Source organism: Acinetobacter pittii, from assembly GCF_034064985.1.
Classification (GTDB): Bacteria; Pseudomonadota; Gammaproteobacteria; order Pseudomonadales; family Moraxellaceae; genus Acinetobacter; species Acinetobacter pittii_H.
In genome coordinates, this window is sequence record NZ_CP139249.1 from 551414 (window position 1) to 576431 (window position 25018).

The window sequence follows — 25018 nt, forward strand, 5'->3', positions numbered from 1 at the left end:
TAATATAGCCGACCTAGCTTGCTGGTGACGAACCAGGAAGAAGATCATTAAGAGAATTGAAGAACAACTTGTGTGGATTTTTACTGATTGATTAATCGAAATAATTTTCATTGATTGATTGGTTTAAATTACTCGAAGTTTATTTGAGCGAAATTTAAGTCAGTAATTGATGAGCCAGAATTGGCACCTTGTCTTTAATAAGGTGCAAAATGATTTTAACTGAAGAGTTTGATCATGGCTCAGATTGAACGCTGGCGGCAGGCTTAACACATGCAAGTCGAGCGGAGAGAGGTAGCTTGCTACTGATCTTAGCGGCGGACGGGTGAGTAATGCTTAGGAATCTGCCTATTAGTGGGGGACAACATTTCGAAAGGAATGCTAATACCGCATACGTCCTACGGGAGAAAGCAGGGGATCTTCGGACCTTGCGCTAATAGATGAGCCTAAGTCGGATTAGCTAGTTGGTGGGGTAAAGGCCTACCAAGGCGACGATCTGTAGCGGGTCTGAGAGGATGATCCGCCACACTGGGACTGAGACACGGCCCAGACTCCTACGGGAGGCAGCAGTGGGGAATATTGGACAATGGGCGCAAGCCTGATCCAGCCATGCCGCGTGTGTGAAGAAGGCCTTATGGTTGTAAAGCACTTTAAGCGAGGAGGAGGCTACTTTAGTTAATACCTAGAGATAGTGGACGTTACTCGCAGAATAAGCACCGGCTAACTCTGTGCCAGCAGCCGCGGTAATACAGAGGGTGCAAGCGTTAATCGGATTTACTGGGCGTAAAGCGCGCGTAGGCGGCTAATTAAGTCAAATGTGAAATCCCCGAGCTTAACTTGGGAATTGCATTCGATACTGGTTAGCTAGAGTGTGGGAGAGGATGGTAGAATTCCAGGTGTAGCGGTGAAATGCGTAGAGATCTGGAGGAATACCGATGGCGAAGGCAGCCATCTGGCCTAACACTGACGCTGAGGTGCGAAAGCATGGGGAGCAAACAGGATTAGATACCCTGGTAGTCCATGCCGTAAACGATGTCTACTAGCCGTTGGGGCCTTTGAGGCTTTAGTGGCGCAGCTAACGCGATAAGTAGACCGCCTGGGGAGTACGGTCGCAAGACTAAAACTCAAATGAATTGACGGGGGCCCGCACAAGCGGTGGAGCATGTGGTTTAATTCGATGCAACGCGAAGAACCTTACCTGGCCTTGACATAGTAAGAACTTTCCAGAGATGGATTGGTGCCTTCGGGAACTTACATACAGGTGCTGCATGGCTGTCGTCAGCTCGTGTCGTGAGATGTTGGGTTAAGTCCCGCAACGAGCGCAACCCTTTTCCTTATTTGCCAGCGAGTAATGTCGGGAACTTTAAGGATACTGCCAGTGACAAACTGGAGGAAGGCGGGGACGACGTCAAGTCATCATGGCCCTTACGGCCAGGGCTACACACGTGCTACAATGGTCGGTACAAAGGGTTGCTACCTAGCGATAGGATGCTAATCTCAAAAAGCCGATCGTAGTCCGGATTGGAGTCTGCAACTCGACTCCATGAAGTCGGAATCGCTAGTAATCGCGGATCAGAATGCCGCGGTGAATACGTTCCCGGGCCTTGTACACACCGCCCGTCACACCATGGGAGTTTGTTGCACCAGAAGTAGCTAGCCTAACTGCAAAGAGGGCGGTTACCACGGTGTGGCCGATGACTGGGGTGAAGTCGTAACAAGGTAGCCGTAGGGGAACCTGCGGCTGGATCACCTCCTTAACGAAAGATTGACGATTGGTAAGAATCCACAACAAGTTGTTCTTCATAGATGTATCTGAGGGTCTGTAGCTCAGTTGGTTAGAGCACACGCTTGATAAGCGTGGGGTCACAAGTTCAAGTCTTGTCAGACCCACCATGACTTTGACTAGTTGAAGTTATAGATAAAAGATACATGACTGATGATGTAAGCTGGGGACTTAGCTTAGTTGGTAGAGCGCCTGCTTTGCACGCAGGAGGTCAGGAGTTCGACTCTCCTAGTCTCCACCAGAACTTAAGAGAAGTTCGGATTACAGAAATTAGTAAATAGAGATTTTAAGATCTTGGTTTATTAACTTCTGTGATTTAAGTATCACGGTATTAAGCATGACCTGACGAAGGCATGTTTATTCATTAACAGATTGGCAAAATTGAGTCTGAAATAAATTGTTCACTCAATAACAAAAAGAGAGGAAGTAATTCTGATCTTGGAGTTGATTGAGAACTAGCAAATTAACTGAATCAAGCGTTTTGGTATATGAATTTAGATTGAAGCTGTACAGTGTTTAAGTACACAGACAACAGATAGTAGCGATGAAGAATCGCACGGACAACACTCACTTGTAGGTGTTGACGACTGTTTGGGGTTGTATAGTCAAGTAATTAAGTGCATGTGGTGGATGCCTTGGCAGTCAGAGGCGATGAAAGACGTGATAGCCTGCGAAAAGCTCCGGGGAGGCGGCAAATATCCTTTGATCCGGAGATTTCTGAATGGGGGAACCCACCTACTTTAAGGTAGGTATTGCAACATGAATACATAGTGTTGCAAGGCGAACGAGGGGAAGTGAAACATCTCAGTACCCTTAGGAAAAGAAATCAATTGAGATTCCCTCAGTAGCGGCGAGCGAACGGGGATCAGCCCATTAAGTTATGTGTGTTTTAGTGGAACGCTCTGGGAAGTGCGAACGTAGAGGGTGATATTCCCGTACACGAAAGGGCACACATAATGATGACGAGTAGGGCGAGGCACGTGAAACCTTGTCTGAATATGGGGGGACCATCCTCCAAGGCTAAATACTCCTGACTGACCGATAGTGAACCAGTACCGTGAGGGAAAGGCGAAAAGAACCCCTGTGAGGGGAGTGAAATAGATCCTGAAACCGCATGCATACAAGCAGTGGGAGCACCTTCGTGGTGTGACTGCGTACCTTTTGTATAATGGGTCAGCGACTTATATTCAGTAGCAAGGTTAACCGTATAGGGGAGCCGTAGGGAAACCGAGTCTTAATAGGGCGTTTAGTTGCTGGGTATAGACCCGAAACCAGGCGATCTATCCATGAGCAGGTTGAAGGTTGGGTAACACTAACTGGAGGACCGAACCCACTGTCGTTGAAAAGCCAGGGGATGACTTGTGGATAGGGGTGAAAGGCTAATCAAGCCTGGTGATAGCTGGTTCTCCCCGAAAGCTATTTAGGTAGCGCCTCGGACGAATACCATAGGGGGTAGAGCACTGTTTCGGCTAGGGGGTCATCCCGACTTACCAAACCGATGCAAACTCCGAATACCTATGAGTACTATCCGGGAGACAGACTGCGGGTGCTAACGTCCGTAGTCAAGAGGAAAACAATCCAGACCGCCAGCTAAGGCCCCAAAATCATAGTTAAGTGGGAAACGATGTGGGAAGGCATAGACAGCTAGGAGGTTGGCTTAGAAGCAGCCACCCTTTAAAGAAAGCGTAATAGCTCACTAGTCGAGTCGGCCTGCGCGGAAGATGTAACGGGGCTAAAACTATGTGCCGAAGCTGCGGATTTGACATTAGTCAAGTGGTAGGGGAGCGTTCTGTAAGCCGATGAAGGTGTATTGAGAAGTATGCTGGAGGTATCAGAAGTGCGAATGCTGACGTGAGTAACGACAAAACGGGTGAAAAACCCGTTCGCCGAAAGACCAAGGGTTCCAGTCCAACGTTAATCGGGGCTGGGTGAGTCGACCCCTAAGGCGAGGCCGAAAGGCGTAGTCGATGGGAAATTGGTTAATATTCCAATACTTCTGTGTAATGCGATGAGAGGACGGAGAAGGTTAAGTCAGCCTGGCGTTGGTTGTCCAGGTGGAAGGATGTAGGTATGTATCTTAGGCAAATCCGGGGTACTCTATACTGAGATCCGATAGCAAGCTGTACTTGTACAGTGAAGTGGCTGATACCATGCTTCCAGGAAAAGTCTCTAAGCTTCAGTTACACAGGAATCGTACCCGAAACCGACACAGGTGGTCAGGTCGAGTAGACCAAGGCGCTTGAGAGAACTCTGCTGAAGGAACTAGGCAAAATGGTACCGTAACTTCGGGAGAAGGTACGCTGTTGTTGGTGATGGAACTTGCTTCCTGAGCTGACGACAGCCGCAGAAACCAGGCCGCTGCAACTGTTTATTAAAAACATAGCACTCTGCAAACACGAAAGTGGACGTATAGGGTGTGATGCCTGCCCGGTGCTGGAAGGTTAATTGATGGGGTTAGCGTAAGCGAAGCTCTTGATCGAAGCCCCAGTAAACGGCGGCCGTAACTATAACGGTCCTAAGGTAGCGAAATTCCTTGTCGGGTAAGTTCCGACCTGCACGAATGGCATAATGATGGCGGCGCTGTCTCCAGCAGAGGCTCAGTGAAATCGAAATCGCTGTGAAGATGCAGTGTACCCGCGGCTAGACGGAAAGACCCCGTGAACCTTTACTGCAGCTTGACACTGAACTTTGACCTTACTTGTGTAGGATAGGTGGGAGGCTTTGAAGTTGGAACGCTAGTTCCAATGGAGCCGTCCTTGAAATACCACCCTGGTAATGTTGAGGTTCTAACTCTGTCCCGTTATCCGGGACGAGGACCGTGTCTGGTGGGTAGTTTGACTGGGGCGGTCTCCTCCTAAAGAGTAACGGAGGAGTACGAAGGTGCGCTCAGCGTGGTCGGAAATCACGCGTAGAGTATAAAGGCAAAAGCGCGCTTAACTGCGAGACCCACAAGTCGAGCAGGTACGAAAGTAGGTCTTAGTGATCCGGTGGTTCTGTATGGAAGGGCCATCGCTCAACGGATAAAAGGTACTCTGGGGATAACAGGCTGATACCGCCCAAGAGTTCATATCGACGGCGGTGTTTGGCACCTCGATGTCGGCTCATCTCATCCTGGGGCTGAAGCAGGTCCCAAGGGTATGGCTGTTCGCCATTTAAAGAGGTACGCGAGCTGGGTTTAGAACGTCGTGAGACAGTTCGGTCCCTATCTACCGTGGGCGCTGGAAATTTGAGAGGATCTGCTCCTAGTACGAGAGGACCAGAGTGGACGAACCTCTGGTGTACCGGTTGTGACGCCAGTCGCATCGCCGGGTAGCTATGTTCGGAAGGGATAACCGCTGAAAGCATCTAAGCGGGAAGCCTACCTCAAGATAAGATTTCCCTAGGAATTTATTCCTCTAAAGAGCCGTTCGAGACTAGGACGTTGATAGGTTGGATGTGGAAGCATAGTGATATGTGAAGCTGACCAATACTAATTGCTCGTGAGGCTTGACTATACAACACCCAAGCAGTTGTATGTGAAGCATCAATCGATTCATAAACATGCAAAGCAACTTGATTTAGTTAAACGCTTAGCTAAAATGAACAAAATCAGATTCAATCAGCCCGTCTGTAAAGATTTGGAAAACGCAACGTATCACACAGTGAATAAAACGAAGCAAGTATCCATAAACAGTTGTGCTGGCGACCATAGCAAGAGTGAACCACCTGATCCCTTCCCGAACTCAGAAGTGAAACCTCTTAGCGCTGATGGTAGTGTGGGGTTACCCATGTGAGAGTAAGTCATCGCCAGCTCATTATTCTAAACACCCCCGTTCCAATGAATGGGGGTGTTTTTTTATTATCAGAAAAATAATTAAAAATCTAAATTAGATTTATGGATTTAAATCTTTAAATTTAATAAAAAATATAGATAGAGTAATTAATGAGAAGAAATAGAGAAGAGCCAACTTTTATTAAAAATGGTTCTTCTAAAGTCGATTATTTCAGTTGTCTACGTGCATGCTTTAGAGCAGTTCGAAGACCTTCTTCTAAAGTCGGGTGATAAAAGGGTTTCTCTAGAATATCATTTAGCGTTAATTCTTCACCGATTATCCAGCTTAATAAATGGGCCATATGTTCAGTTGCTTCTGTAAATAGCTCAGCACCTAGAAGCTTTTGGCTTTCCCGTTCTATATAAACTTCAATAGCACCTTTATTTTTTCCAAGAACAATAGCTCTTCCTTGTCGTTCATAAGAGGCTTCACCTGTAATAAAGTCTATACCTTCGTCTTTTAGCTGCTTATAACTTTGCCCTACAATCGCCATTTCAGGATGACTAAAGACAATTCCTAATGGAGTAAGCGTCTTAACTGAGTTAACTTGTGGATAATTTAAACAGTTATAAACAACTTTTTTACCTTCATGTGCTGCTTCATGTTGTAGTGGCGTTGAGGTGTAAGCGTCACCGACAACAAAAATTGAATATGTATCTAGCTGCTTAGTTTTAGCATTTACAGGTAATAACTTAATATCTTTGAATGAATTATCGATATTTTCTAGTTTTAAAGTATCAATTAAACTTGTACGGCCGGTTGCAGCTAAAACATATTCAACCTCGAGAGTTTTCTGTTCTTCATCAACTTGGTAAGTTAATAAAGCGTTTTCATCACTGTATTTAACTTCATTTGGCAGAGTTTCGAATAGAATTTTCAACTCTTTACCTAGCTCTTTCTGTGCAAGTTGTTGAAGCTTAGCGCTAGTAAGTACTCCAATTCTTTTACTACGAGCGAAGATTGTAGTTTCTACGCCTAAACGATGCATTGCTTGAGCAATTTCAAGGGCAATCACACCACTACCAATGACAGCAATAGATTTAGGCAGGGTTTTTAACTCAAATATTTGATCTGTAGTTATAAGCCGTTTACCAAGTTCTTCCTTCCAGGTTTGATCATAATTAGGAGTTGAACCGACAGCGAGAATAAAACTTTTTGATTGGTATTGTTGCCCATTAACTTCTACAGTTTGTGAATCAATAAAATGTGCTTTACCAGAAATTTTATGTTCTGCAGGCCATTGTTCTACATCTTTTAATGTTGCTTGTGTAAAACGATCACGTAAAGTTTGTACGTGCTGCATTACTTGATCTGTATTAATTTTTGCAGATACATCCAAAGCAACCTCTCGAGCATTTTGGATGTCAAACATACGGTTTGCTGTAGAGATGAGAACTTTACTTGGCATGCAGCCTACACGAGCACAAGTGGTATCCCATGGTCCATCATTTATAATTAAAATATTATTGGTATGTTTAACGGCTTCTTTATATGCGCTAATACCCGCAGTACCTGCGCCAATGATAATAATATCGAACATTGTCATTAAGCTATTTTAATAGATATTTAGAATATATAGAAAAACCCTCTTGAACAGAGGGTTTGGCTCTAATTATTTAGCTTTAAAATGTAAATTTTTGCATAAAAGGTGTTTTTAAAGTGGTTGAAAAAGTTCCATTTTGATTAATAGATTGACCTTCAATACTTATACCATTAATGACATGTTTAAAGTTTAATGTAGTTCCATTCGGAGACTGTTTAAAAGTGAAAATATTTGGTCCTTCTAAATAAATACTGCCATTAAATTTTTGTGCATTCGTGGTTGGAGATTGATTCTCAACGCGACTTCCTTCAATACCAGTAATACTTGGTAAGCTCAATACTTGACTACCACTGAGTTTCACTTGATATGTCGCATTGTTCGGATTGCCTGAAGTAGAATTCACAATAAATGAAATTGGCTCTGCAAAAGGAACATTTGGGTTGTCATTGATAAGTACGTTGAAACCAGAACCACTTTGAACTACGTAGAGATCACCATCAGTTGATGTATTATCTTTATATACACTCATTGCACCAGTAGTAACTTCTTTTTCAGTCGGTTGACCTGTATCTGGATCTTGAACAATAGTCGATGTAGTGATTTTATAATCACTTGTTGTTGAATTAATTAATACGAATCTTTTTTGCTTAGTTTGTTCAAGTCCCCATGACTGTTGGAATGGATACGCAAAGGCTCCAGTAATTGTTACATCTTGGAAGTTTTTATCATTATTTTCATTTTGAAAAATATAAATTCTGGTATTTGATTGATAATCCTCTAAATTTGGAGATATATTGTCATTCGCTAGTTTAATATTTTTTAAATCATCTGCCGTAATATCAAAGTCCCAATCACTATATCCAGTGAGTAAACTTTTAATTTCTTCACCTTTAAATACATAACAGGCACGGTAGTCTGTAGTACTTTTAATAAAGCATTTATCACGATAGTGGTCGGAGTACTTGGTAAGATCTACTTTGCGAATATCTAAAGTTAATTTGAGTGGACCTTGAGCGAAGGTGTCTAGTGCGTGATCAATGTAACCTTTTGATAATTTTTCATCGTTAAGATCATAGGCACCAAACAAATATTTTCCTTCTTGCTTTACGCTATTTAAAACAGAAGTAGCCAATTCTTGATCTGTTGAAGGTGTGGTTGGTGTTGTTGTAGAGCCAGAACTTGAATTTTGGTTATAGTAGCCATCACCGCCACCTCCACCACAAGCTGTCAAAAAAGCAGCCAAAGTAATCCCACATACCCCATGAGTAAGTTTCATCATTATCCCCAATTAAAATGATAAGTTATTTAAAATAATTTTTTAGATTTATAAAATAACATATATTTCATGAGGTTGCTCATGATATTTATAGACAGGGAAACTGATTAAATGCGTGTACCCATCGTTACTCCAACTGTAGGTTTTACTTGCATTGAAGAACATGCGGTAATGATTAAACAGCTTAAAAGAATGAATATAAATTTATTCATAAAAAAATTAATCAATAAATCAAAAGATCTAAGTACTCTAAATTAATATTATTTTTAGTTCTGTTGAGTTCGTGCAGAAATATGCAAAATAATTTATCTAAAAACCCTACTTTATAAAGAAATAGGGTTTTAAAGAGTAATAGTTTCTTAAACTTAGTCGTCTAACAAGTCCATTTGTTTTGCTAATTGATATAGGTTGTTTGAACGGTTTCCTGTACGACAGAACATAAGTATAGGTTTTGGCAACTCATTGTAATGATTGGCAAAAGTACGTACATCGAGTTCTGTGATTTGTCCAGCTACAACAGGTTGATAAACGTAGTCTAAACCGACTTGACGGGCTGCTTCTTCAATTTGAGCACTTGTAGGTTGTTCTGGACCGCCTTCCATATCTGGTCGGTTATTAATAATAGATTTAAATCCTTTTTCTACAACTTGACCAACATGTTCTGGGCCAATTTGACCTGCGAAACCAACATTATCTGACATTTCGTCACTCCAAAATTTAACAAAACCTCTTATGCTGTATCATAGCATTAAGCTTAACCTGAGATACAAGACACTAAAACGTTGTTCCTACATAGATAAAACTTATGTCATAGAACAGCTATAGATTTTTAAAAGGCGATCAGGATGTTTTTTGTAAATTCATTACTTCGACTATAATGCCACGGAGCACATATGCACGCTTATACGGTTGAGCCTTTATATGTTCCATGTGATCAGGAAGTGATCGCAGCTGATTTTTATATTCCAAAAACAAATAAGAAATCTGCAGTAATTATTATGGCACATGGTTTTGCCGGATTGCGTCAATTTAAACTTATTCAGTATGCCCAGCGATTTGCGCAAGCAGGTTACGCTGTTATTTTATTTGATTATCGATATTGGGGCGGGAGTACTGGCAAGCCGAGAGAAATGGTCTCGATCAATTCCCAGTTAGAAGATTGGAAGACCGTTATTCAATATGCCTCGAATTGCAAACTTGTAGATAACCGAAGAATTGTACTGTGGGGAACTTCTTTAAGTGGAGGATATGCGCTAAGCCTAGCGTCAGAGTTAAAGAACATTCAGGCAATTTTAGTACAAATTCCTTATGTAGATGGCGCTGAAACTGCCAAGCTCTATCCTTTACAGCGTTATCCCCAAGCATTGAAGCTATCAAGTCAGGATTATATGGGATCAAAGATGGGGCTTAATCCAAAGAGATTACCTGTGGTTGATCAACATAGCTTATGTTTTATGCCTACAGCAGATAGTTATTATGGCTATTTATCGATTGTGAATCCTGACTATTATTGGAGTGGGGAAGTTCCTGCTCGTGTCTTTTTTAATCTGATGCGATACCGTCCAATCCAAGTTGTGCGCCAGATTAATATTCCTGTTTTATTTATTGCTGCTCAAAAAGATTCACTTATTCCTATTGAGTCAAGCCGTGAAGCTGCGACAAATATTGCGCCTTTTGTGAGTTATCATGAGTGGGATATGAAACATTTTGATATCTATCACGGTTCATGGTTTGAAAAAGCAGTGATAACCCAATTAGAATTTTTACATCAGCATATAGGAGTGATGTAAATGATTATTGTATGTGCATCGTGTGGTGCTAAAAACCGAGTTCCAGAAGAAAAACTTCCTGAGCAACCAAGCTGTGGGCAATGTCATCAGCCATTACTACCGCTTGCACCTATTGAGCTAAATGAGCAAAATTTTAGTAACTACATCACGAATAGTGATCTACCTATTCTTATAGACTTATGGGCAGAATGGTGCGGACCTTGTAAAATGATGGCTCCACATTTTGCGCAGGTCGCAAAACAGAATCCAGGCGTTATCTTTGCCAAGATTAATACCGAAGAATCTCCTCGCTTGAGCCAAGCTTTTCATGTGAGAAGTATTCCGACACTTGTCTTAATGAATAAAACGACAGAGGTCGCGCGTATTAGCGGTGCATTACGTGCGCCTGAATTGCAGCAGTGGCTCGATCAACAACTTCAAACGAATTTCGGGAGCTAAGGTGTCAGAAGCTTATACCAAACCAGAAGGAATTTTATCCTTACAAACGATTGCCATGCCTGCAGATACAAACTGGAGTGGTGATGTATTTGGTGGATGGATTGTGTCACAAATGGACTTGGCTGGAGCAATTCACGCAGAACGTTTCAGTCGTGGTCGCTGTGCTACGATTTCCATTAATCAAATGACCTTTTTGGTTCCGGTAAAGGTTGGCTTTGTCATTAGCTGCTATACCAAAATCTTAAAAGTTGGAAATACTTCTATTCAGATGCAAATTGAAGTTTGGGATAGTCATGATGACTCTCGTGAGCCAATACGTATTACTGAAGGAGTCTTTACCTTTGTAGCAGTTGATGTAAAAGGTAATAAGCGTCAAATACCTGAAGAAGCAAGACAAAAGTTTTTAGATACTCAATAAAACGTATAAAGCCTGAATATCAGTATTCAGGCTTTAATTTTTAATTTAGATAAAGAAATCATTTTTAGAATTAAAACATCGTATTGGTATTTTTGCTTTGCTCAGGAATATTTTGTATTACATCCCAATGCTCTACGATTTTTCCATTTTCAACACGGAATATATCAACAATCGCTCTTCCTCGATCTTTTTCGTTTTCAGTCGAATGAACATGTAAAACGACAAGATTACCTTCAGCAATTGTACGTTTAATCTCATTTTTAGCTTGCGGATTCTTTTGGAATTTTTCAGTGAAGAAATTAACAAAAGGTGCTTTCCCATCTGGAACATTAGGATTGTGCTGAATGTATTGTTGACCAATATAACGGTCTGCATATTCTTTGACTTTATGTTTTAAAAAGACACCTTCATAAAATTCGGTCACTATTCTTTTGTTTTGAGCACTTACTTTATCAATAGCTTCTGATTTAGCCGAAGTTACTTTACTGGTTTTAATGTGGGGTTCAGTCGCGTGAGAACTTATTGTTGTAAATATTAAACTGGTAAATAAAGAGGAAAGAATTAATATTTTTTTCATTTTTAACCTCAAGATACAAAATATTAGTTTTATATCTTGAGGTAAATAACCGTCTAAAAATACTTTAGATTAGTTATTATTTCTTACGTTTAGGTAACCATGCCCAGAGCATTTGGTATTGAATTGGTTCATTGCCTGCGTCATCAATCACAGTAACAGGAATCACAAGTTCGCCTTTCTCATTATCTGCAATAAACTTTTGTTGTTCAGTAGACAATGTTGCTGTAGCAGTCAAACCGCCTTCAACCACTTTTAAATAATCTACATGTAATGATTTGATTAATAAAATTCGATTATCAGGAATATGTAAACCGGTTAGAAAACCTGTTGCAGTTTCTGCTAAAAGAGCCATAGCCGCAGCATGAACTCCTTTAATATGATTCTGCATATTTTTTTGGTTATCTAAACGGACAATAACGTGGTTTGAGTCTACTTCCAGATAGCGGATATTTGCTGTACCCACCATTGGCACGATACGACCAAACGCCTTGCTCCAAAGCGTGCTTCGAATACCTTTTGGAAATTTTGAAGTTGCTTTTACCAGTTTTGATAGACGGTTGGATTGAGACATGGAATTACCTTAGCTTTAAATGGCCGACAAGATATTAATCTTTAAAGTTATTAAACTGTAATGGCACACCGAATTGTTGTTCACGTAAAAAAGTCATGACTTGTTGTAAGGTGTCACGTTTTTTATCAGTTACACGAATTTTGTCGCCTTGAATAGAAGATTGCACTTTAACGCCACTTTCTTTAATGGCTTTATTAATTTTTTTTGCAGTATCAGAGTCAAGACCATCTTTAAGTTTAATCACTTGTACAAAGTTTTTGCCAGAAGCCGCAGCTTTTTGTGGATCAAGTGCTTGAACATCAATTTTACGTTTATAAAAATGATTTTCTAACATGTTATAAACTTGTTCACACTGGAAATCACTTTCGGTACTGATTTTGATTTCTTTATTTTTTTCATTTAGTTCGATAGAAACATCGTGACCACGGAAGTCAAAGCGTGTTGCAATCTCTTTTTGTGTGTTTTGTACAGCATGATTAACTTCAAATAACTCTAATTCAGAGACAATATCGAAAGAAGGCATAGTTTAGACCTTTACAAAGTGAAAGAATATTTGAGATGCTAAGAGGGTTTTCTTCATTTGCCAAGTGTTGTTTACATCAAAGGAGTGCACAATGATCCGTAAACAAGAAATTACAACATTTGAATTCCCAGAAAATGCTGTTATCTGGGATGTCCGTGATACTAATGCTTATGCAGAAGGGCATGTTAAAGGTGCGGTGAATCGCCCAATTAATGATTTGAATGCTGATATTTTGAACCAGGTCTCTGCGGGTCAGCCGATTTATATTTTATGTGGTGGTGGTAGCAAAGCTCCTCGTGCAGCTGAGAAACTAGAAGGATTGGATGCCTCGCGTGAATATGTCGTGCTGATGGGCGGGACACGTGCAGCTCGTGATGCTGGCTTGCCTCTAGAGCAGGGCGCATAAAAAAAGCACCTTCGGGTGCTTTTTTATTGAAATGAATTATTGCGGTTTAAAATAAGGCTTTTTAGTTTTCACTTTCTTTTGGAACCGTTGAGGACTCAATTTTTGTAATAGGCGGTCTGGCACTGGACAAGCTTCTCCTAATATTTGAGCAACTAAGATTTCACTGCATAGCGGTGCAAAAAGAAAGCCTTTAGAGCCAAGCCCGGCAAAAGTAGCAATTCGGCTATTCTCCTGCATTTTTCCAACCAGAGGAAAATAATCCAAGCTTTGTGCCCGTATGGATGCACGCCCTTGCCATGTCGAAGGTGACGGTAACTTTTCAGCATATTCAGGGAATACACTGTGGATTAATTCAAAGTTATGCACATGGTCTTCGGGAAGTACATCTTGATCTTCACGATTTGGGTAGAAAGACGCACCTAAAATCATCTGTGCAGCGTCAAGTTGCATGCAATAGCCGCCATAGCTATAAGCTTCATTTAAAGGCAGAGGGGCAAACGTATTATCAACCCAGCTCACTTGTCCACGTATTGGTTTTAACTGTGGATAGCTGTCGAATAAAGCAGCACTTTCTCGAGCACAGCACACAACGACATGGTCTGCCTCTGCAATGATTTGATTGTCGGTGTGCAATTGAACTTTATTTTCACAAGAAACAAGTGCTGTGACATGGGCAATTTTGAGATTGATACATGGATGCTGCAAAATTTCAACACGTAATTGATGTGGTGAGACGGAGCCAGCCTCAGTTAGCAATATGCTTGAGTAATCAGTTTCAAGTGAGTTCGCTGAGTTAGTAACAACTTGAGCTGGATACTGATTTACCAAATCGAGAAGTTCATCTGCATTTTTCAATGCAATTTGTTGAATTTGAAGTGGACGGAATGCATTAAAATTTTTATAAAAATTTAAAGCATGTTGCCAACTTAAGGTCATGAGATGTTCATGACTTTGTTCAATTGGGCATAGTTTCGGATTAAGTAATGCCAAAGGGTTTCCAGAGGCACCCGATAATGCATTTGTTTGCTCGTATAAGGTCACTTGGTGGCCACGTGCTGCAAATGCCCACGCCGTGCTTAAACCTGCTACACCAGCCCCTATAATCGCAATATGCTGTTGCTCTGTAGCCAATGCATGAGTTTGATCTAATTCTAAGGAACCTTTATCAGATTCAGGCAGATTCCAGACTGCTTTGAGCATTTCTCGTTTATGGCCAAAACCACGTGGACGAGAAATATCGATACCATGTGTTTTTAATCCACGTTTTAAAATACCAGCAACACTAAAAGAGGCAAATGTAGTGCCATAACCTGAAAGACGGACAATATTGTTTAAAACATTTTGTTCCCACATGTCTGGGTTGCAAGACGGTGCAAAGCCATCTAGAAACCAGGCATTCACAGCTTTAGTTTTAGCCATGCTTGGAAAAATTTCTTGCGCATCTCCAAGCCATAAATCGATGCTAAAACGTTCTTTAGGAAAAGTTAAACGATGACATCCGGCAATAGGCAGGGGATATTGTTCAATTAACTGCTCTGCAAGCGGTTTAAGCTCATCCCAGACATTTAAAGCGCGAATAAGATCAGCTTTACTTAATGGAAACTTTTCAACGCTAATTGCGTGTAAATGGCTTTGATTATTAGGACGAACTTGCTGCCAAAGTTGCCAGAGTGCAAGAATATTTAAACCTGTACCAAAACCGGTTTCTCCTACACTGAAATATTCAAAATCTTTTAAATTGGCTAATCGTTCTGATAAGTCGTTACCATTTAGGAAAACATGTCGTGTTTCAAGTAGGCCATTATCTTTAGAAAAGTAGACATCACCAAATTGTTTAGAAATGGGAATCTCGATACCATCGACAAATTCCCAGTCCAGCTCTGCTGTTTGGATACGGTTTGATACGTTCATTGAATTTAATAGATCGCTTGGTATTACCACTGGCGTCGACGTTTTGTATGAATATAACTAGCAATAAAGAAACCTAGCAATACACCACCCGCTAAGGTAACAGCGCCATATAAAAACATTTGTGCACTTCGTTCGCTTTGTAAGACTTGAACCTGAACAGAGAGATTATCATTTTTTAGCTGTAACTCTTGGTTCTGAGCCAATGCTTCAAGGTTGGCATGTTCTAGCTGTTTTAAGCGAGATGCTTGATCTTGAACTAAGACTTTGATTTTTGCGTCTTGCTGTTGCTTGTTCTTTGCGAGCTGTTCTGCTGTAAGTGGTTGTGTTGCAGTTGGTGCGGTCGTCGCTGCTGTCTTGACCCCAGTTGCAGATGTTAGAGCTGGTTTAGCGGCTTGAGCTGAAGGCGCACTTGGAGAAGGTGTTGCTGGTGTCGCAGCAGGTTCAACTGCTCCAGCAGTTGAACATATCAAACACAAGCCAAGAAAGCTTTTGATTGCAAGCTGCATGCGATTACCCTTTTGGAAATGCTTTATTAAACGGTTTTACATCAACGTGAGCATAAATGCCTTCTTTAAGAAATGGTTCTTCTTTTAACCATTCATCTAATGCTTCACGACTGTCGAATTCAACAATCATTGTGCTACCGTAGAAGCCTGCTTGCGGATCATTAGGATCTTTTGGCATAGCACCTGCTGTAACAAGGCGGCCTTCATCATCGAGTTTTTGTAAGCGTTCGATATGCTGAGGGCGTACTGCCAAGCGTTTTTCTAAAGTTCCTTCGTTATCGGTACAGCTTAGAACAAAAAAAGGCATGTAATCGTATCTCTATAAACAGTCAGGAAATATTTTAAGCGTCTGGTGACTTAAAATGTTTGCGTAAAATAATGAACTGAATAATGATAAATGAAAACATCACGATCATGTCACCAAATGCAGTAAATTCGCCCCAATATTTTCCACCGTGAAATAAAAATGCGAAGAATACATGCAGACAAGACATCACGACAAACATCGCAGCCCAAGCAAAATTGAGGTTTTTCCAACCTTTTTCACTCAAATCTAAAATCGGGTCAAATAAGCGTTGAATGAGTGGTTTACGATCTTTACCAAACCAAGGTGAAACCAAGAATGCGCCTGCGAAAACTAAATTTAAAATCGCAGCTTTGAGACGAATATAGAAATCGTCACTTAACATGAGGGTGATGCCACCAAAAATGACAGTCATAAACAATACAAACCACTGTTGTTTATCAAGACGGAATTTTTGGAAAACGAATAGGGCACCATATACCACAAGCATTGAAATAATTAAGCCAGTCGTCGCTACAAGAATATTATTATTATCGGCACCACCAGCAGACCCGATCAGTTTCAGTAAAGGATGCTGGGTGTCAGTTGGATCAACTGTTTTATATAAATAGAAGAAAATAATTAATGGAACAAAGTCCAGAAGTGCTTTCATGTTAGAGTATCTGATCAGGTTTGGCGAATGGCATAGTATAAAAGATGCAAGGCATAGATTTACATACACATAGCAATATTTCTGATGGAACTTTGTCTCCAGAATTGCTGGTGCAAGCTGCTATTGATGTGAACTTGCATACGTTGGCTTTGACTGACCACGATACAATGGATGGGTTGCAGCGTGCAAAAATTGCTGCACAAGGTCATGATTTAAATATTATTTCTGGCGCAGAGATTTCTAGTCAGTGGTCGCGCCCAACCACTAAGAAGAGTTATGGTGTACATATTGTTGCTTTAAATATGCAAGATGAAGCACCAATTTTAGAAGCATTAGAACAACAAAAAAGAATTAGAGCGCAAAGAGCTAAAGTGATTTGTGAGCTATTAGAAAAATGTATTGGTTTTCAGATTTATGATGATGTTCTTGCTAAAGTAGAAAATCAGGCGGATAGGGTAACAAGAACTCATATTGCTAAAACATTGGTCGAGAAAAATGTCGTGACTCGTCCTCAACAAGCATTTGATCGCTTCTTAAAAGAAGGAAAACGTGCTTTTGTAAAGTTTGAAGGACTAGGCTTAAAAGAAACCATTGATGTGATTCATCAAAGTAAAGGCTTTGCAGTATTAGCACATCCGACCCGTTATGATTTATCTGCAACTAACGTTCGTTATTTAATTGAATTATTCGCGACTTCAGGTGGAGACGCAATTGAGTTACCTCCACCAATGGAACCTCTATCTACTCGCCAAATGATTGATCGAATGATTGAACAATATCAGTTGGCAGTTTCAATTGGCAGTGATTTTCATGGTGAAAACATGCCATGGATTAAACTAGGAAATACACCTAAACCCACTGATAAGCAGCATGGGATTTGGGAACGTTTTCTTTAAACTCTTTAGAGTAAGTTGTTATCTTGAGCCTGAATGGGGGGTGGGGTAGGTTTACCGAGAGTCCCTAATAGTTCAATCTCGATACTACGTACCATTGCATCTAGCGGTAAATCATTACTTTGAGTACCGAAGGGCTCTTCAATTTCAGAGCTTAGCGCATCTAGACCTAAAAATGTGTATGCCAAAATTCCGACGAGTAAAGGGGTTGCTAATCCAAGCAATGAACCCAGACTAAACGGCAACATAAAACAGAAAAAATAAACTGTACGGTTAAGCAAAACTGAATAGGCAAATGGAATGGGTGTATTGGCAATTCGGTCACAGCCAGTTTGTACGACGCTTAAATCTGAAACATTTTTATTCATTTGTGCATAAATGATGTCAGAAATTTCACCTTCTTTAAGTGCCTGCAACAATTCCCAGTGAATGAGACTGAGTGTGTACTGAGGGGCGTTATTTTGCTGGTAGAGTTGAGTGAGTGCTTGCTGACTCATACCACTGGTTTGAATCAACTCAGTTGGGTTTGCCGTCTGACGACGTAAACGGTCACGCAATACATTAGCAAAAACAATCACATGTTGAATAACGCGCTCACGGCGAGCTTGAGTTAAAATACGGCAGTCACGGTCAAAATGGCGTGACGTTGCAATCAAAACGCCCCATAATTTTCGGGCCTCCCACCAGCGGTCATAACACGCAGTATTTTTAAATCCTAGAAAAATAGAAAGTACGACACCAATGAGTGTAAAGCCAACCAAAGGGATCTCTGGAAAGCGATAAAGATTGATATATTCTACTCCACCAATGATTGCCGAGATCAGCATCACAACGCCTAGGGAAGGTAAAATTTTGGGTAAAATTGTGCCTCGCCAAGAGAATAAAACTTTGAAAATACTAGGCTGTTCCCGAACAATCATTTTATTTTAAACGTCGCTATTTTTGTTTTGATCTTCTAGACTTAGTGGTACTTTGTCAATATCATTGAACTGATATTATTGCTGGGTTGAGCAGTTGTTGTTCAGCAAAGGAAAAGCTCCCTTCTGGTGAGATAATAAAGTGGTCAAGCAGACGAATTTCGACAAACTGACAAGCCCGTTCAAGTTGCTGAGTTAAGGCAATATCTTCGGAAGACGGCTGCGCTGAACCAAAGGGATGATTATGTGCAATAACGAGCTGGCAAGCATGTTGCTGTAAGGCGTAGCGTAGGGTTTGATTGACCGAAACTGCGCAATGCTGAACTGAACCAAAGAATAGCTTTTTAAAATGAAGCTTTCTTAATTCGGGATCTAGGCACAAAACAGCAAAGACTTCTTGTTTCTCACCTTTTAATTCGTAGCGCAGATAATCCAAAACTAAATCTGATGAATGGAGGCTGAGATTATTTGTCTGGAAGTGATGATCGAGATAACGCCGTCCAAGTTCTTTGACTGCCAGTAATTGTGAATATTTCGTTGCCCCAATGCCATTAAATTGAGTTAACTCATTAAATGAGGCATCAAACACGGCATTAAGATTACCGAAGTGCTGAATGAGTAAACGAGATAACTCGACTGCTGAATGTTGCCGTGAACCGGAGCGAAGAAAAATGGCCAGTAGCTCTGCATCTGATAGACTTTGTGGACCTTGTTGCAATAACCGTTCTCTTGGCCGTTCTTGTTCAGGCCAATTTTTAATAGAAGTATTCATATTCCCCAGCATAATTCGCTTAAAATTTTATTTTGTTTGCCCAATCAATCTTGGGTCTGCGCGTATTTAATGCTATTGTGAGCGCCACTGCAACAGAAAGGTATCCTGTTCGTGAGCTTTGATCTAAGTGTTATTCCTCATAAAAACATTGTTTTAGCTGTTACTGGCGGAATTGCTGCCTATAAAAGTGCCATCTTAGTCCGCCGCCTCAAAGATTATGGCTTTGACGTGCGAGTGGTGATGACACATGGTGCTCAGGCATTTATTACACCACTAACTTTTCAGGCTCTTTCTGGTAATCCTGTTCATACTGAACTTCTAGACCCTGCGGCTGAAGCGGGTATGGGGCATATTGAATTAGCACGTTGGGCTGATTTATTACTAGTCGCACCTGCAAGCTGTGACACATTGGCTAAATTTGCGAATGGTTTGGCAGATGATTTACTCAGTACAGTTTTTTTGGCAACAAAATCTCCTGTCTGGGTAGCTCCAGCGATGAACCAGCAAATGTGGGCTGCTAAAGCTACACAACGTAATTTGCAAACCTTGGTCGAAGATGGCGTACATGTAATTATGCCAGACGCGGGTGAGCAGGCTTGTGGTGATGTTGGCTTAGGCCGTATGCCTGAGCCAGAAGAAATTGCTCGCCAAGTCGCTGGCTATTTCCATCAAGCTCAACGTGCCATCGCTGAAAAATTTGGACTGTTGGCAGGTAAACGAGTAGTTATTACTGCTGGACCGACACGTGAAGCGATTGACCCTGTTCGCTATATTTCAAACCATAGTACTGGCAAAATGGGCTTCGCTTTAGCCGCTGCTTGTTATGCTGCTGGTGCGCAAGTGACTCTAATTGCTGGGCCTGTGAGTTTAGATACACCAAATGGTGTTCAACGTGTAAATGTTGCCTCAGCACGACAAATGCTTGATGTCAGCATGAGTTCTCTAGAAACAGGCTGTGATATTTTTATTGCAACTGCCGCAGTTGCAGACTATCGCGTAGCAGAAGTTGCTGAGCATAAGATTAAGAAAGCAGGGGATGAGTTGAACGTTTCCCTTGTCAAAAATCCGGATATTGTGGCAACAATCGCAGGTCAGGAAAAACGTCCATTTATGGTGGGCTTTGCAGCCGAAACGCAAAATGTTGAAGAATATGCGGCAGGAAAACTAGTGGCTAAAAAACTAGATATGATTGCGTGCAACGATGTATCTCGTGCTGATATTGGGTTTGCTTCTGATGAGAATGCGATGACAGTTTTCTTTGCTGAAAGCTATCACATGAAAAAGCGTGAGTTAGAAAAAGCATCTAAACAAGAAATTTCTCAACAATTGGTTGAAGCAATTTCGGATGCCCTGCGCCGTAAATAATTTTTGAATCAAATAAAAAAACCGCGAATGAATCGCGGTTTTTTTATTTGTCTTTTTTTAGACAACTTAAGGAATTTCATCCTCAAATTCAGGTTTAACCTGAACAATGAAGTCTTGACGGTTAAGACCACGCCACAATGCAAATGCAGTACCGATATAAATCGAAGAATAAGTACCAACAAATACACCCACAAACATTGCCACAGAGAACCAGTGTAGACCATCACCACCTAAGAACATCATTGCTAGTACAACCAGCAATAAAGTCATTGATGTATGAATGGTACGACGTAAAGTCTCAGTTAACGCAATATCGACGATTTCACGAGGAGTCGCACCGCGAATCTTACGGAAATTTTCACGGATACGGTCTGACACTACAATGTTATCGTTAAGCGAGAAACCAATAACAGCAAGTACCGCAGCTAACACTGTAAGGTCAAATGGCCATTGGAATAATGCAAAAGCACCAATAATAATGATAATGTCGTGGAATAAAGACATTACGGCACCCATCGCGAGTTTAAACTCAAAGCGAATGGTTACGTAGATCAACATTAAGATAAGTGCAAGTGCAACAGCACCAGCAGAACGAATATATAACTCGTTACCAACCTGACCACCTACAGAGTCCACTTTATGAACTTCTGCGGCATTATTTGGCAGCTGTACAGCCTTAGTGATCGCGTTATTAAGGTCTTCAACCTTAACTTCTTGTACTGGCATGCGCACAAGTAAGTCTTTATTACTACCTAAGGTTTGTACTACAGCATCTTTAAAACCAGCTTTATCGAGTGCCTGAATAACTTCTGCCTGATTTGCTGGTTGAGCATAGTTAAGCTCAGCTGAAACACCACCTGTAAAGTCCAAACCGAGGTTAAGACCTTTAGTCGCAATAAAGAAAATACTTGCCAAAGTAATAAGGATCGAGAAGATCGCCGCAGGTTTGGCAATCTTCATAAACGGGATGATTTTTGCATCATCCGGACGACCATATTGTTTTGAATCTTGTTGAGTCACTTTAGTCATCATCGATCTCCTTAAATGCTCAACTTTTTCAAATTACGACGTTTGCCATAAATGATTTGTACGATTGCACGAGTTACTGTAATTGCAGTAAACATCGAACAAATAATACCGATCATTAATGTCACGGCGAAACCTTTGATTGGGCCTGTACCAATTGCAAACAGAATGAATGCAACGAGGAACGTGGTTAAGTTCGAGTCAAAAATGGTGTTATAGGCTCGATCATAACCGGCCACAATGGCCTGTTTGGGTGAGGCCCCCCAGAGCATTTCTTCTCGGATACGCTCACATATTAATACGTTCGCATCGACCGCCATACCAATGGTAATAACGATACCGGCAATACCCGGTAAGGTGAGGGAAGCTCCAATCCATGACATCACGGTTAAAATCATTGCCAAGTTAAACACAAGAGCAAAGTTCGCAATTAAACCGAATATACGGAAGAAAACCACCATCCAGATTGCAACGAGCAAGAAGCCGATTTGAGTAGACAATACACCTTTATCAATGTTTTCTTGACCAAGGCTTGGACCTACTACACGCTCTTCAACAAAGTACATTGGCGCAGCCAAAGCACCAGCACGAAGCATTAATGCAAGTTCAGATGCTTCTTGAGGAGAACTTAAACCGGTAATACGGAAAGTCGAACCTAAAACAGCTTGAACTGTTGCAGCGTTAATGACTACAGACTCAGTGTATGGCGTACGAACTTCTGTTTGTGCACCAGTTTTTGGATCTGTGACATAGTTAATTTTTTGCTTGTTCTCGATGAACAATACCGCCATGCGTTTACCAACTGCATTACGGGTTGCATCGGACATCAGCTTACCGCCAGCGCTGTCGAGCGTGATATTTACTTCGGCACCGCCAGAGTCCTGACTAAAGCCAGAGCTTGCATTTTGAACACGCTCACCAGTCAAGATTCGGTTACGTTGCAACAAGAGTTGACGACCGCTATCTAAAGACTCATAAGCAAAAACTTCTGTGCCCGGAGGTAAAGGTTGACCATTATATTTACCCGTATATGGATCGATATATTGATCATTTAAGTCAGAAACTAAACGGAATTCGAGGTTCGCAGTACGCCCTAAAACACGTTTAGCTTCAGCTGTATCTTGTACACCCGGTAATTCAACAACAATACGGTTGCTACCCTGACTTTGTACCAATGCTTCTGCAACACCAAGTTCGTTAATACGATTACGTAATGTTGTTAAGTTCTGATTTACCGCATATGACTGAATTTCTTGGCGACGTACATCGGTATAAGTAAGCTTTAAAGTAGAACCTGTAGAGCTTGCTAATGCCTGTTGGGTATATTCATTCCCATTACGACGTAAAAAATCCATTGCTGCATCACGGTCAGCATTGTCAGCAAATTGAACAGTGATCACATTATTTGTTAATGCAAGACTGTTAAATTTGATCTTGTTTTCACGGAACTGACGACGCAAATCGGTGGCAGAGGTTTCCATACGTTGGGCAACGGCTTTGTCCATATCTACTTCAAGCAAGAAGTGGACACCACCACGTAAGTCCAAACCAAGTTTCATTGGTTTTGCCCCAATCTTTTGCAGCCATTCAGGTGTGGTTGGTGCAAGGTTTAGGGCGACAACATATTCATCACCTAAGTCACGACGTAATACTTCTTTTGCCTTTAACTGTGCTTCAGATGAACTGACACGCAATAGGGCAGCATTATTTGTAAAAGTATTGTCATGGCTCGCAATATTTGCTGTTTTTAAAATTTGCTCTGCTTTTTTCACCACACTTTGATCAATTTGGGTACCAGCTTTGGCACCGGAAATTTGAACAGCGGGCTCATCCGGATATAGACTTGGCAGTGCGTATAATGTACTGATTACCAGAACAACCAGAATCAGTAAATATTTCCATGCAGGGTAACGCATTCGCTTTCTTCTTAAATGAAAAAGCCGTGCTAAAGCACGACTGTTTTATGATTAAAGGTTATTTAGAGTGCCTTCAGGTAATACTGAAATTACGCTGGCACGCTGAATTTTTACTTCTACACCACGGCTAAGTTCAACAACTGCATAGTCACCTTCAATTTTGGTTACTTTGCCCATTAAACCACCAGCGAAAACAACTTCACTACCAACACCTAAGCTCTCGATTAAAGAACGGTGTTCTTTAGCGCGTTTTGCTTGAGGACGCCAAATTAAGAAATAAAAGATTGCAACGAATACGACAATCATCAAGATGTTTGGCAAAATACCATTAGTTGGGCCAGCTGCCGGTGCTGCATGAGCAGCAGAAATTAAAAAGCTCATTTTGATTTCCTAAAGTTAAAAATATGAGTCAGATAACTGACATAATCCTAATTCGTTTTGCAATTTACCTTGTCTTGAGGTTGAGCGCAAATCTGGCTTATTCATCAACCGGACATGGTGGAACTTCTAAACCACGACGGACATAAAAGTCCTGAACAAATTCATCAAATGTGCCATTGTCTAATGCATCACGCATACCTTCAGTTAAACGTTGGTAATAACGTAAGTTATGAATAGTACCGAGCATAGACGCCAGCATTTCTCCACATTTTTCAAGGTGGAATAGATAAGCACGGGTAAAGTTCTTACAAGTGTAGCAATCGCAATGTGGATCGAGCGGGCTCTGGTCATGGCGATATTTACTATTACGAATACGTACCAGACCATCAGTGACAAAATAATGACCGTTTCGAGCATTACGAGTCGGCATTACACAGTCAAACATATCGACACCGCGGCGCACCGCTTCAACGATATCTTCTGGTTTACCAACGCCCATCAAATAACGTGGTTTGTCATGTGGCATTTTATTTGGCAGATAATCTAAAACTTTGATCATCTCTTCTTTAGGTTCACCTACAGATAAACCGCCAATTGCGTAACCGTCAAAGCCGATTTCTAAAAGGCCATTTAAAGACTCATCGCGTAAGTCTTCATACATGCCACCTTGAATAATGCCAAATAACGCATTGTGATTTTTGAGCTCATCATGATGATGAGTTTTACAACGTTTTGCCCAGCGTAAAGAAAGCTGCAATGATTTTTGAGCTTCTTCATGTGTTGCAGGGTAAGGCGTACACTCATCAAAAATCATAACGATGTCAGAGTTCAAGACCTGTTGAATTTCCATAGAAATTTCAGGTGATAAAAATACTTTTGAACCATCAATCGGTGAGCGGAAAGTAACACCTTCCTCTTTGATTTTGCGCATTGCGCCAAGACTAAAAACCTGGAAACCGCCAGAGTCAGTCAAAATTGGCTTATTCCATTTAATAAAGTCATGCAAACCACCGTGTTCTTTAATCACTTCAAGACCCGGACGCAAATATAAATGGAAGGTATTTCCTAAAATAATTTGTGCCTGAATGTCTTCGATGTCACGAGGTAACATGCCTTTGACTGTGCCGTAAGTCCCCACTGGCATAAAAACAGGTGTTTCAACAACACCATGTTCTAAAGTTAAACGACCACGACGGGCGCGCCCCGACTGACCTAATTTTTCAAACTTCATCTAAAAATCC

The 25018-nt window shown here is 41.2% G+C and carries 22 protein-coding genes, 2 tRNA genes and 3 rRNA genes; 11 read left to right on the forward strand and 16 right to left on the reverse strand.

Annotated features, from left to right (window positions below; genetic code table 11):
- Positions 1–216 precede the first annotated feature (216 nt).
- From SOI76_RS02675 to rrf, 5 genes are all read left to right on the forward strand, one after another.
- A 16S ribosomal RNA gene (locus SOI76_RS02675) occupies positions 217–1754 on the forward strand.
- 59 nt (positions 1755–1813) lie between these two features.
- Positions 1814–1890 (forward strand) — tRNA-Ile (locus tag SOI76_RS02680).
- A gap of 55 nt (positions 1891–1945) precedes the next feature.
- A tRNA-Ala gene (locus SOI76_RS02685) sits at positions 1946–2021 on the forward strand.
- A 362-nt stretch (positions 2022–2383) separates the two neighbouring features.
- Positions 2384–5274 (forward strand): 23S ribosomal RNA (locus SOI76_RS02690).
- Between the two features lie 183 nt (positions 5275–5457).
- Positions 5458–5572, forward strand: a 5S ribosomal RNA gene (rrf, locus tag SOI76_RS02695).
- Together the 16S, 23S and 5S rRNA genes with 2 tRNA genes alongside form the textbook arrangement of a ribosomal RNA operon.
- A gap of 186 nt (positions 5573–5758) precedes the next feature.
- On the opposite strand, the gene pdhD is transcribed toward rrf, so the two are convergent.
- The 3 genes from pdhD to SOI76_RS02710 form a co-directional block, all read right to left on the reverse strand.
- On the reverse strand, positions 5759–7132 hold the full coding sequence (pdhD, locus tag SOI76_RS02700) for a dihydrolipoyl dehydrogenase (RefSeq protein ID WP_104079954.1): 1374 nt from the start codon (positions 7130–7132) through the stop codon (positions 5759–5761).
- Between the two features lie 82 nt (positions 7133–7214).
- On the reverse strand, positions 7215–8411 hold the full coding sequence (locus SOI76_RS02705) for a hypothetical protein (protein WP_104079953.1): 1197 nt from the start codon (positions 8409–8411) through the stop codon (positions 7215–7217).
- A gap of 365 nt (positions 8412–8776) precedes the next feature.
- On the reverse strand, positions 8777–9112 hold the full coding sequence (locus tag SOI76_RS02710; protein WP_016143035.1) for a TIGR01244 family sulfur transferase: 336 nt from the start codon (positions 9110–9112) through the stop codon (positions 8777–8779).
- Between the two features lie 192 nt (positions 9113–9304).
- Here SOI76_RS02710 and SOI76_RS02715 point away from each other — a divergent pair, with 192 nt between their 5' ends.
- The 3 genes from SOI76_RS02715 to SOI76_RS02725 are packed head-to-tail and all read left to right on the forward strand — an operon-like array spanning position 9305 to position 11057.
- Positions 9305–10201 carry an alpha/beta hydrolase gene (locus SOI76_RS02715; protein WP_104079952.1) on the forward strand — a complete coding sequence of 299 codons (897 nt, stop codon included), beginning with the start codon at positions 9305–9307 and terminating at the stop codon, positions 10199–10201.
- Positions 10202–10639, forward strand: coding sequence for a thioredoxin TrxC (trxC, locus tag SOI76_RS02720; protein WP_005050212.1), 438 nt, complete (start codon positions 10202–10204; stop codon positions 10637–10639).
- A 1-nt stretch (position 10640) separates the two neighbouring features.
- Positions 10641–11057: an acyl-CoA thioesterase gene (locus SOI76_RS02725; RefSeq protein WP_004789061.1), complete on the forward strand. Its 417-nt coding sequence runs from the start codon at positions 10641–10643 to the stop codon at positions 11055–11057.
- A 70-nt stretch (positions 11058–11127) separates the two neighbouring features.
- Here the strand turns inward: SOI76_RS02725 and SOI76_RS02730 are convergent, their stop codons facing one another.
- The 3 genes from SOI76_RS02730 to SOI76_RS02740 all read right to left on the reverse strand — a co-directional run bounded on the left by SOI76_RS02730 (position 11128) and on the right by SOI76_RS02740 (position 12728).
- Positions 11128–11634, reverse strand: coding sequence for an ester cyclase (locus SOI76_RS02730; protein ID WP_104079951.1), 507 nt, complete (start codon positions 11632–11634; stop codon positions 11128–11130).
- A 76-nt stretch (positions 11635–11710) separates the two neighbouring features.
- The gene (locus SOI76_RS02735) at positions 11711–12205 is read right to left on the reverse strand and encodes a DUF4442 domain-containing protein (protein ID WP_104079950.1); all 495 of its coding nucleotides are present in this window, start codon (positions 12203–12205) and stop codon (positions 11711–11713) included.
- Between the two features lie 34 nt (positions 12206–12239).
- Positions 12240–12728, reverse strand: a complete 489-nt coding sequence (locus SOI76_RS02740; protein WP_002051423.1) for a YajQ family cyclic di-GMP-binding protein — start codon at positions 12726–12728, stop codon at positions 12240–12242.
- Between the two features lie 91 nt (positions 12729–12819).
- Between SOI76_RS02740 and glpE the strand changes: the two genes are divergently transcribed.
- Positions 12820–13134: a rhodanese-like domain-containing protein gene (glpE, locus tag SOI76_RS02745; RefSeq protein WP_002116171.1), complete on the forward strand. Its 315-nt coding sequence runs from the start codon at positions 12820–12822 to the stop codon at positions 13132–13134.
- A 36-nt stretch (positions 13135–13170) separates the two neighbouring features.
- On the opposite strand, the gene mnmC is transcribed toward glpE, so the two are convergent.
- From mnmC to ispZ, 4 genes are read right to left on the reverse strand one after another with little or no spacing between them, the layout of a single operon-like run.
- A complete protein-coding gene (mnmC, locus tag SOI76_RS02750) occupies positions 13171–15045 on the reverse strand; it encodes an FAD-dependent 5-carboxymethylaminomethyl-2-thiouridine(34) oxidoreductase MnmC (RefSeq protein ID WP_104079949.1) in 1875 nt (624 codons plus the stop codon).
- Positions 15046–15068: 23 nt separating this feature from the next.
- Positions 15069–15551 carry a hypothetical protein gene (locus tag SOI76_RS02755; protein WP_104079948.1) on the reverse strand — a complete coding sequence of 161 codons (483 nt, stop codon included), beginning with the start codon at positions 15549–15551 and terminating at the stop codon, positions 15069–15071.
- Between the two features lie 4 nt (positions 15552–15555).
- Positions 15556–15858: a YciI family protein gene (locus SOI76_RS02760; protein WP_002116400.1), complete on the reverse strand. Its 303-nt coding sequence runs from the start codon at positions 15856–15858 to the stop codon at positions 15556–15558.
- 34 nt (positions 15859–15892) lie between these two features.
- Positions 15893–16507, reverse strand: a complete 615-nt coding sequence (gene ispZ, locus SOI76_RS02765; RefSeq protein ID WP_005064166.1) for a septation protein IspZ — start codon at positions 16505–16507, stop codon at positions 15893–15895.
- 44 nt (positions 16508–16551) lie between these two features.
- On the opposite strand from ispZ, the gene trpH reads away from it, so the two are divergent.
- Complete coding sequence (trpH, locus tag SOI76_RS02770) at positions 16552–17403, forward strand: PHP domain-containing protein (protein WP_104079947.1); 852 nt, start codon at positions 16552–16554, stop codon at positions 17401–17403.
- Between the two features lie 5 nt (positions 17404–17408).
- On the opposite strand, the gene SOI76_RS02775 is transcribed toward trpH, so the two are convergent.
- Positions 17409–18320 (reverse strand): bestrophin family protein, encoded by a 912-nt coding sequence (locus SOI76_RS02775; RefSeq protein ID WP_005072669.1) that lies wholly within the window; start codon positions 18318–18320, stop codon positions 17409–17411.
- 61 nt (positions 18321–18381) lie between these two features.
- A complete protein-coding gene (radC, locus tag SOI76_RS02780; protein ID WP_104079946.1) occupies positions 18382–19101 on the reverse strand; it encodes a RadC family protein in 720 nt (239 codons plus the stop codon).
- A gap of 99 nt (positions 19102–19200) precedes the next feature.
- Here radC and coaBC point away from each other — a divergent pair, with 99 nt between their 5' ends.
- A complete protein-coding gene (gene coaBC, locus SOI76_RS02785) occupies positions 19201–20454 on the forward strand; it encodes a bifunctional phosphopantothenoylcysteine decarboxylase/phosphopantothenate--cysteine ligase CoaBC (RefSeq protein WP_002116235.1) in 1254 nt (417 codons plus the stop codon).
- Positions 20455–20520: 66 nt separating this feature from the next.
- On the opposite strand, the gene secF is transcribed toward coaBC, so the two are convergent.
- From secF to tgt, 4 genes are all read right to left on the reverse strand, one after another.
- Positions 20521–21486: a protein translocase subunit SecF gene (gene secF / locus SOI76_RS02790; RefSeq protein WP_104079945.1), complete on the reverse strand. Its 966-nt coding sequence runs from the start codon at positions 21484–21486 to the stop codon at positions 20521–20523.
- Positions 21487–21494: 8 nt separating this feature from the next.
- Positions 21495–23396 (reverse strand): protein translocase subunit SecD, encoded by a 1902-nt coding sequence (gene secD / locus SOI76_RS02795; RefSeq protein WP_104079944.1) that lies wholly within the window; start codon positions 23394–23396, stop codon positions 21495–21497.
- 51 nt (positions 23397–23447) lie between these two features.
- Positions 23448–23777 (reverse strand): preprotein translocase subunit YajC, encoded by a 330-nt coding sequence (yajC, locus tag SOI76_RS02800; RefSeq protein WP_002116168.1) that lies wholly within the window; start codon positions 23775–23777, stop codon positions 23448–23450.
- 97 nt (positions 23778–23874) lie between these two features.
- On the reverse strand, positions 23875–25008 hold the full coding sequence (gene tgt / locus SOI76_RS02805; protein WP_104079943.1) for a tRNA guanosine(34) transglycosylase Tgt: 1134 nt from the start codon (positions 25006–25008) through the stop codon (positions 23875–23877).
- Positions 25009–25018: the final 10 nt, after the last annotated feature.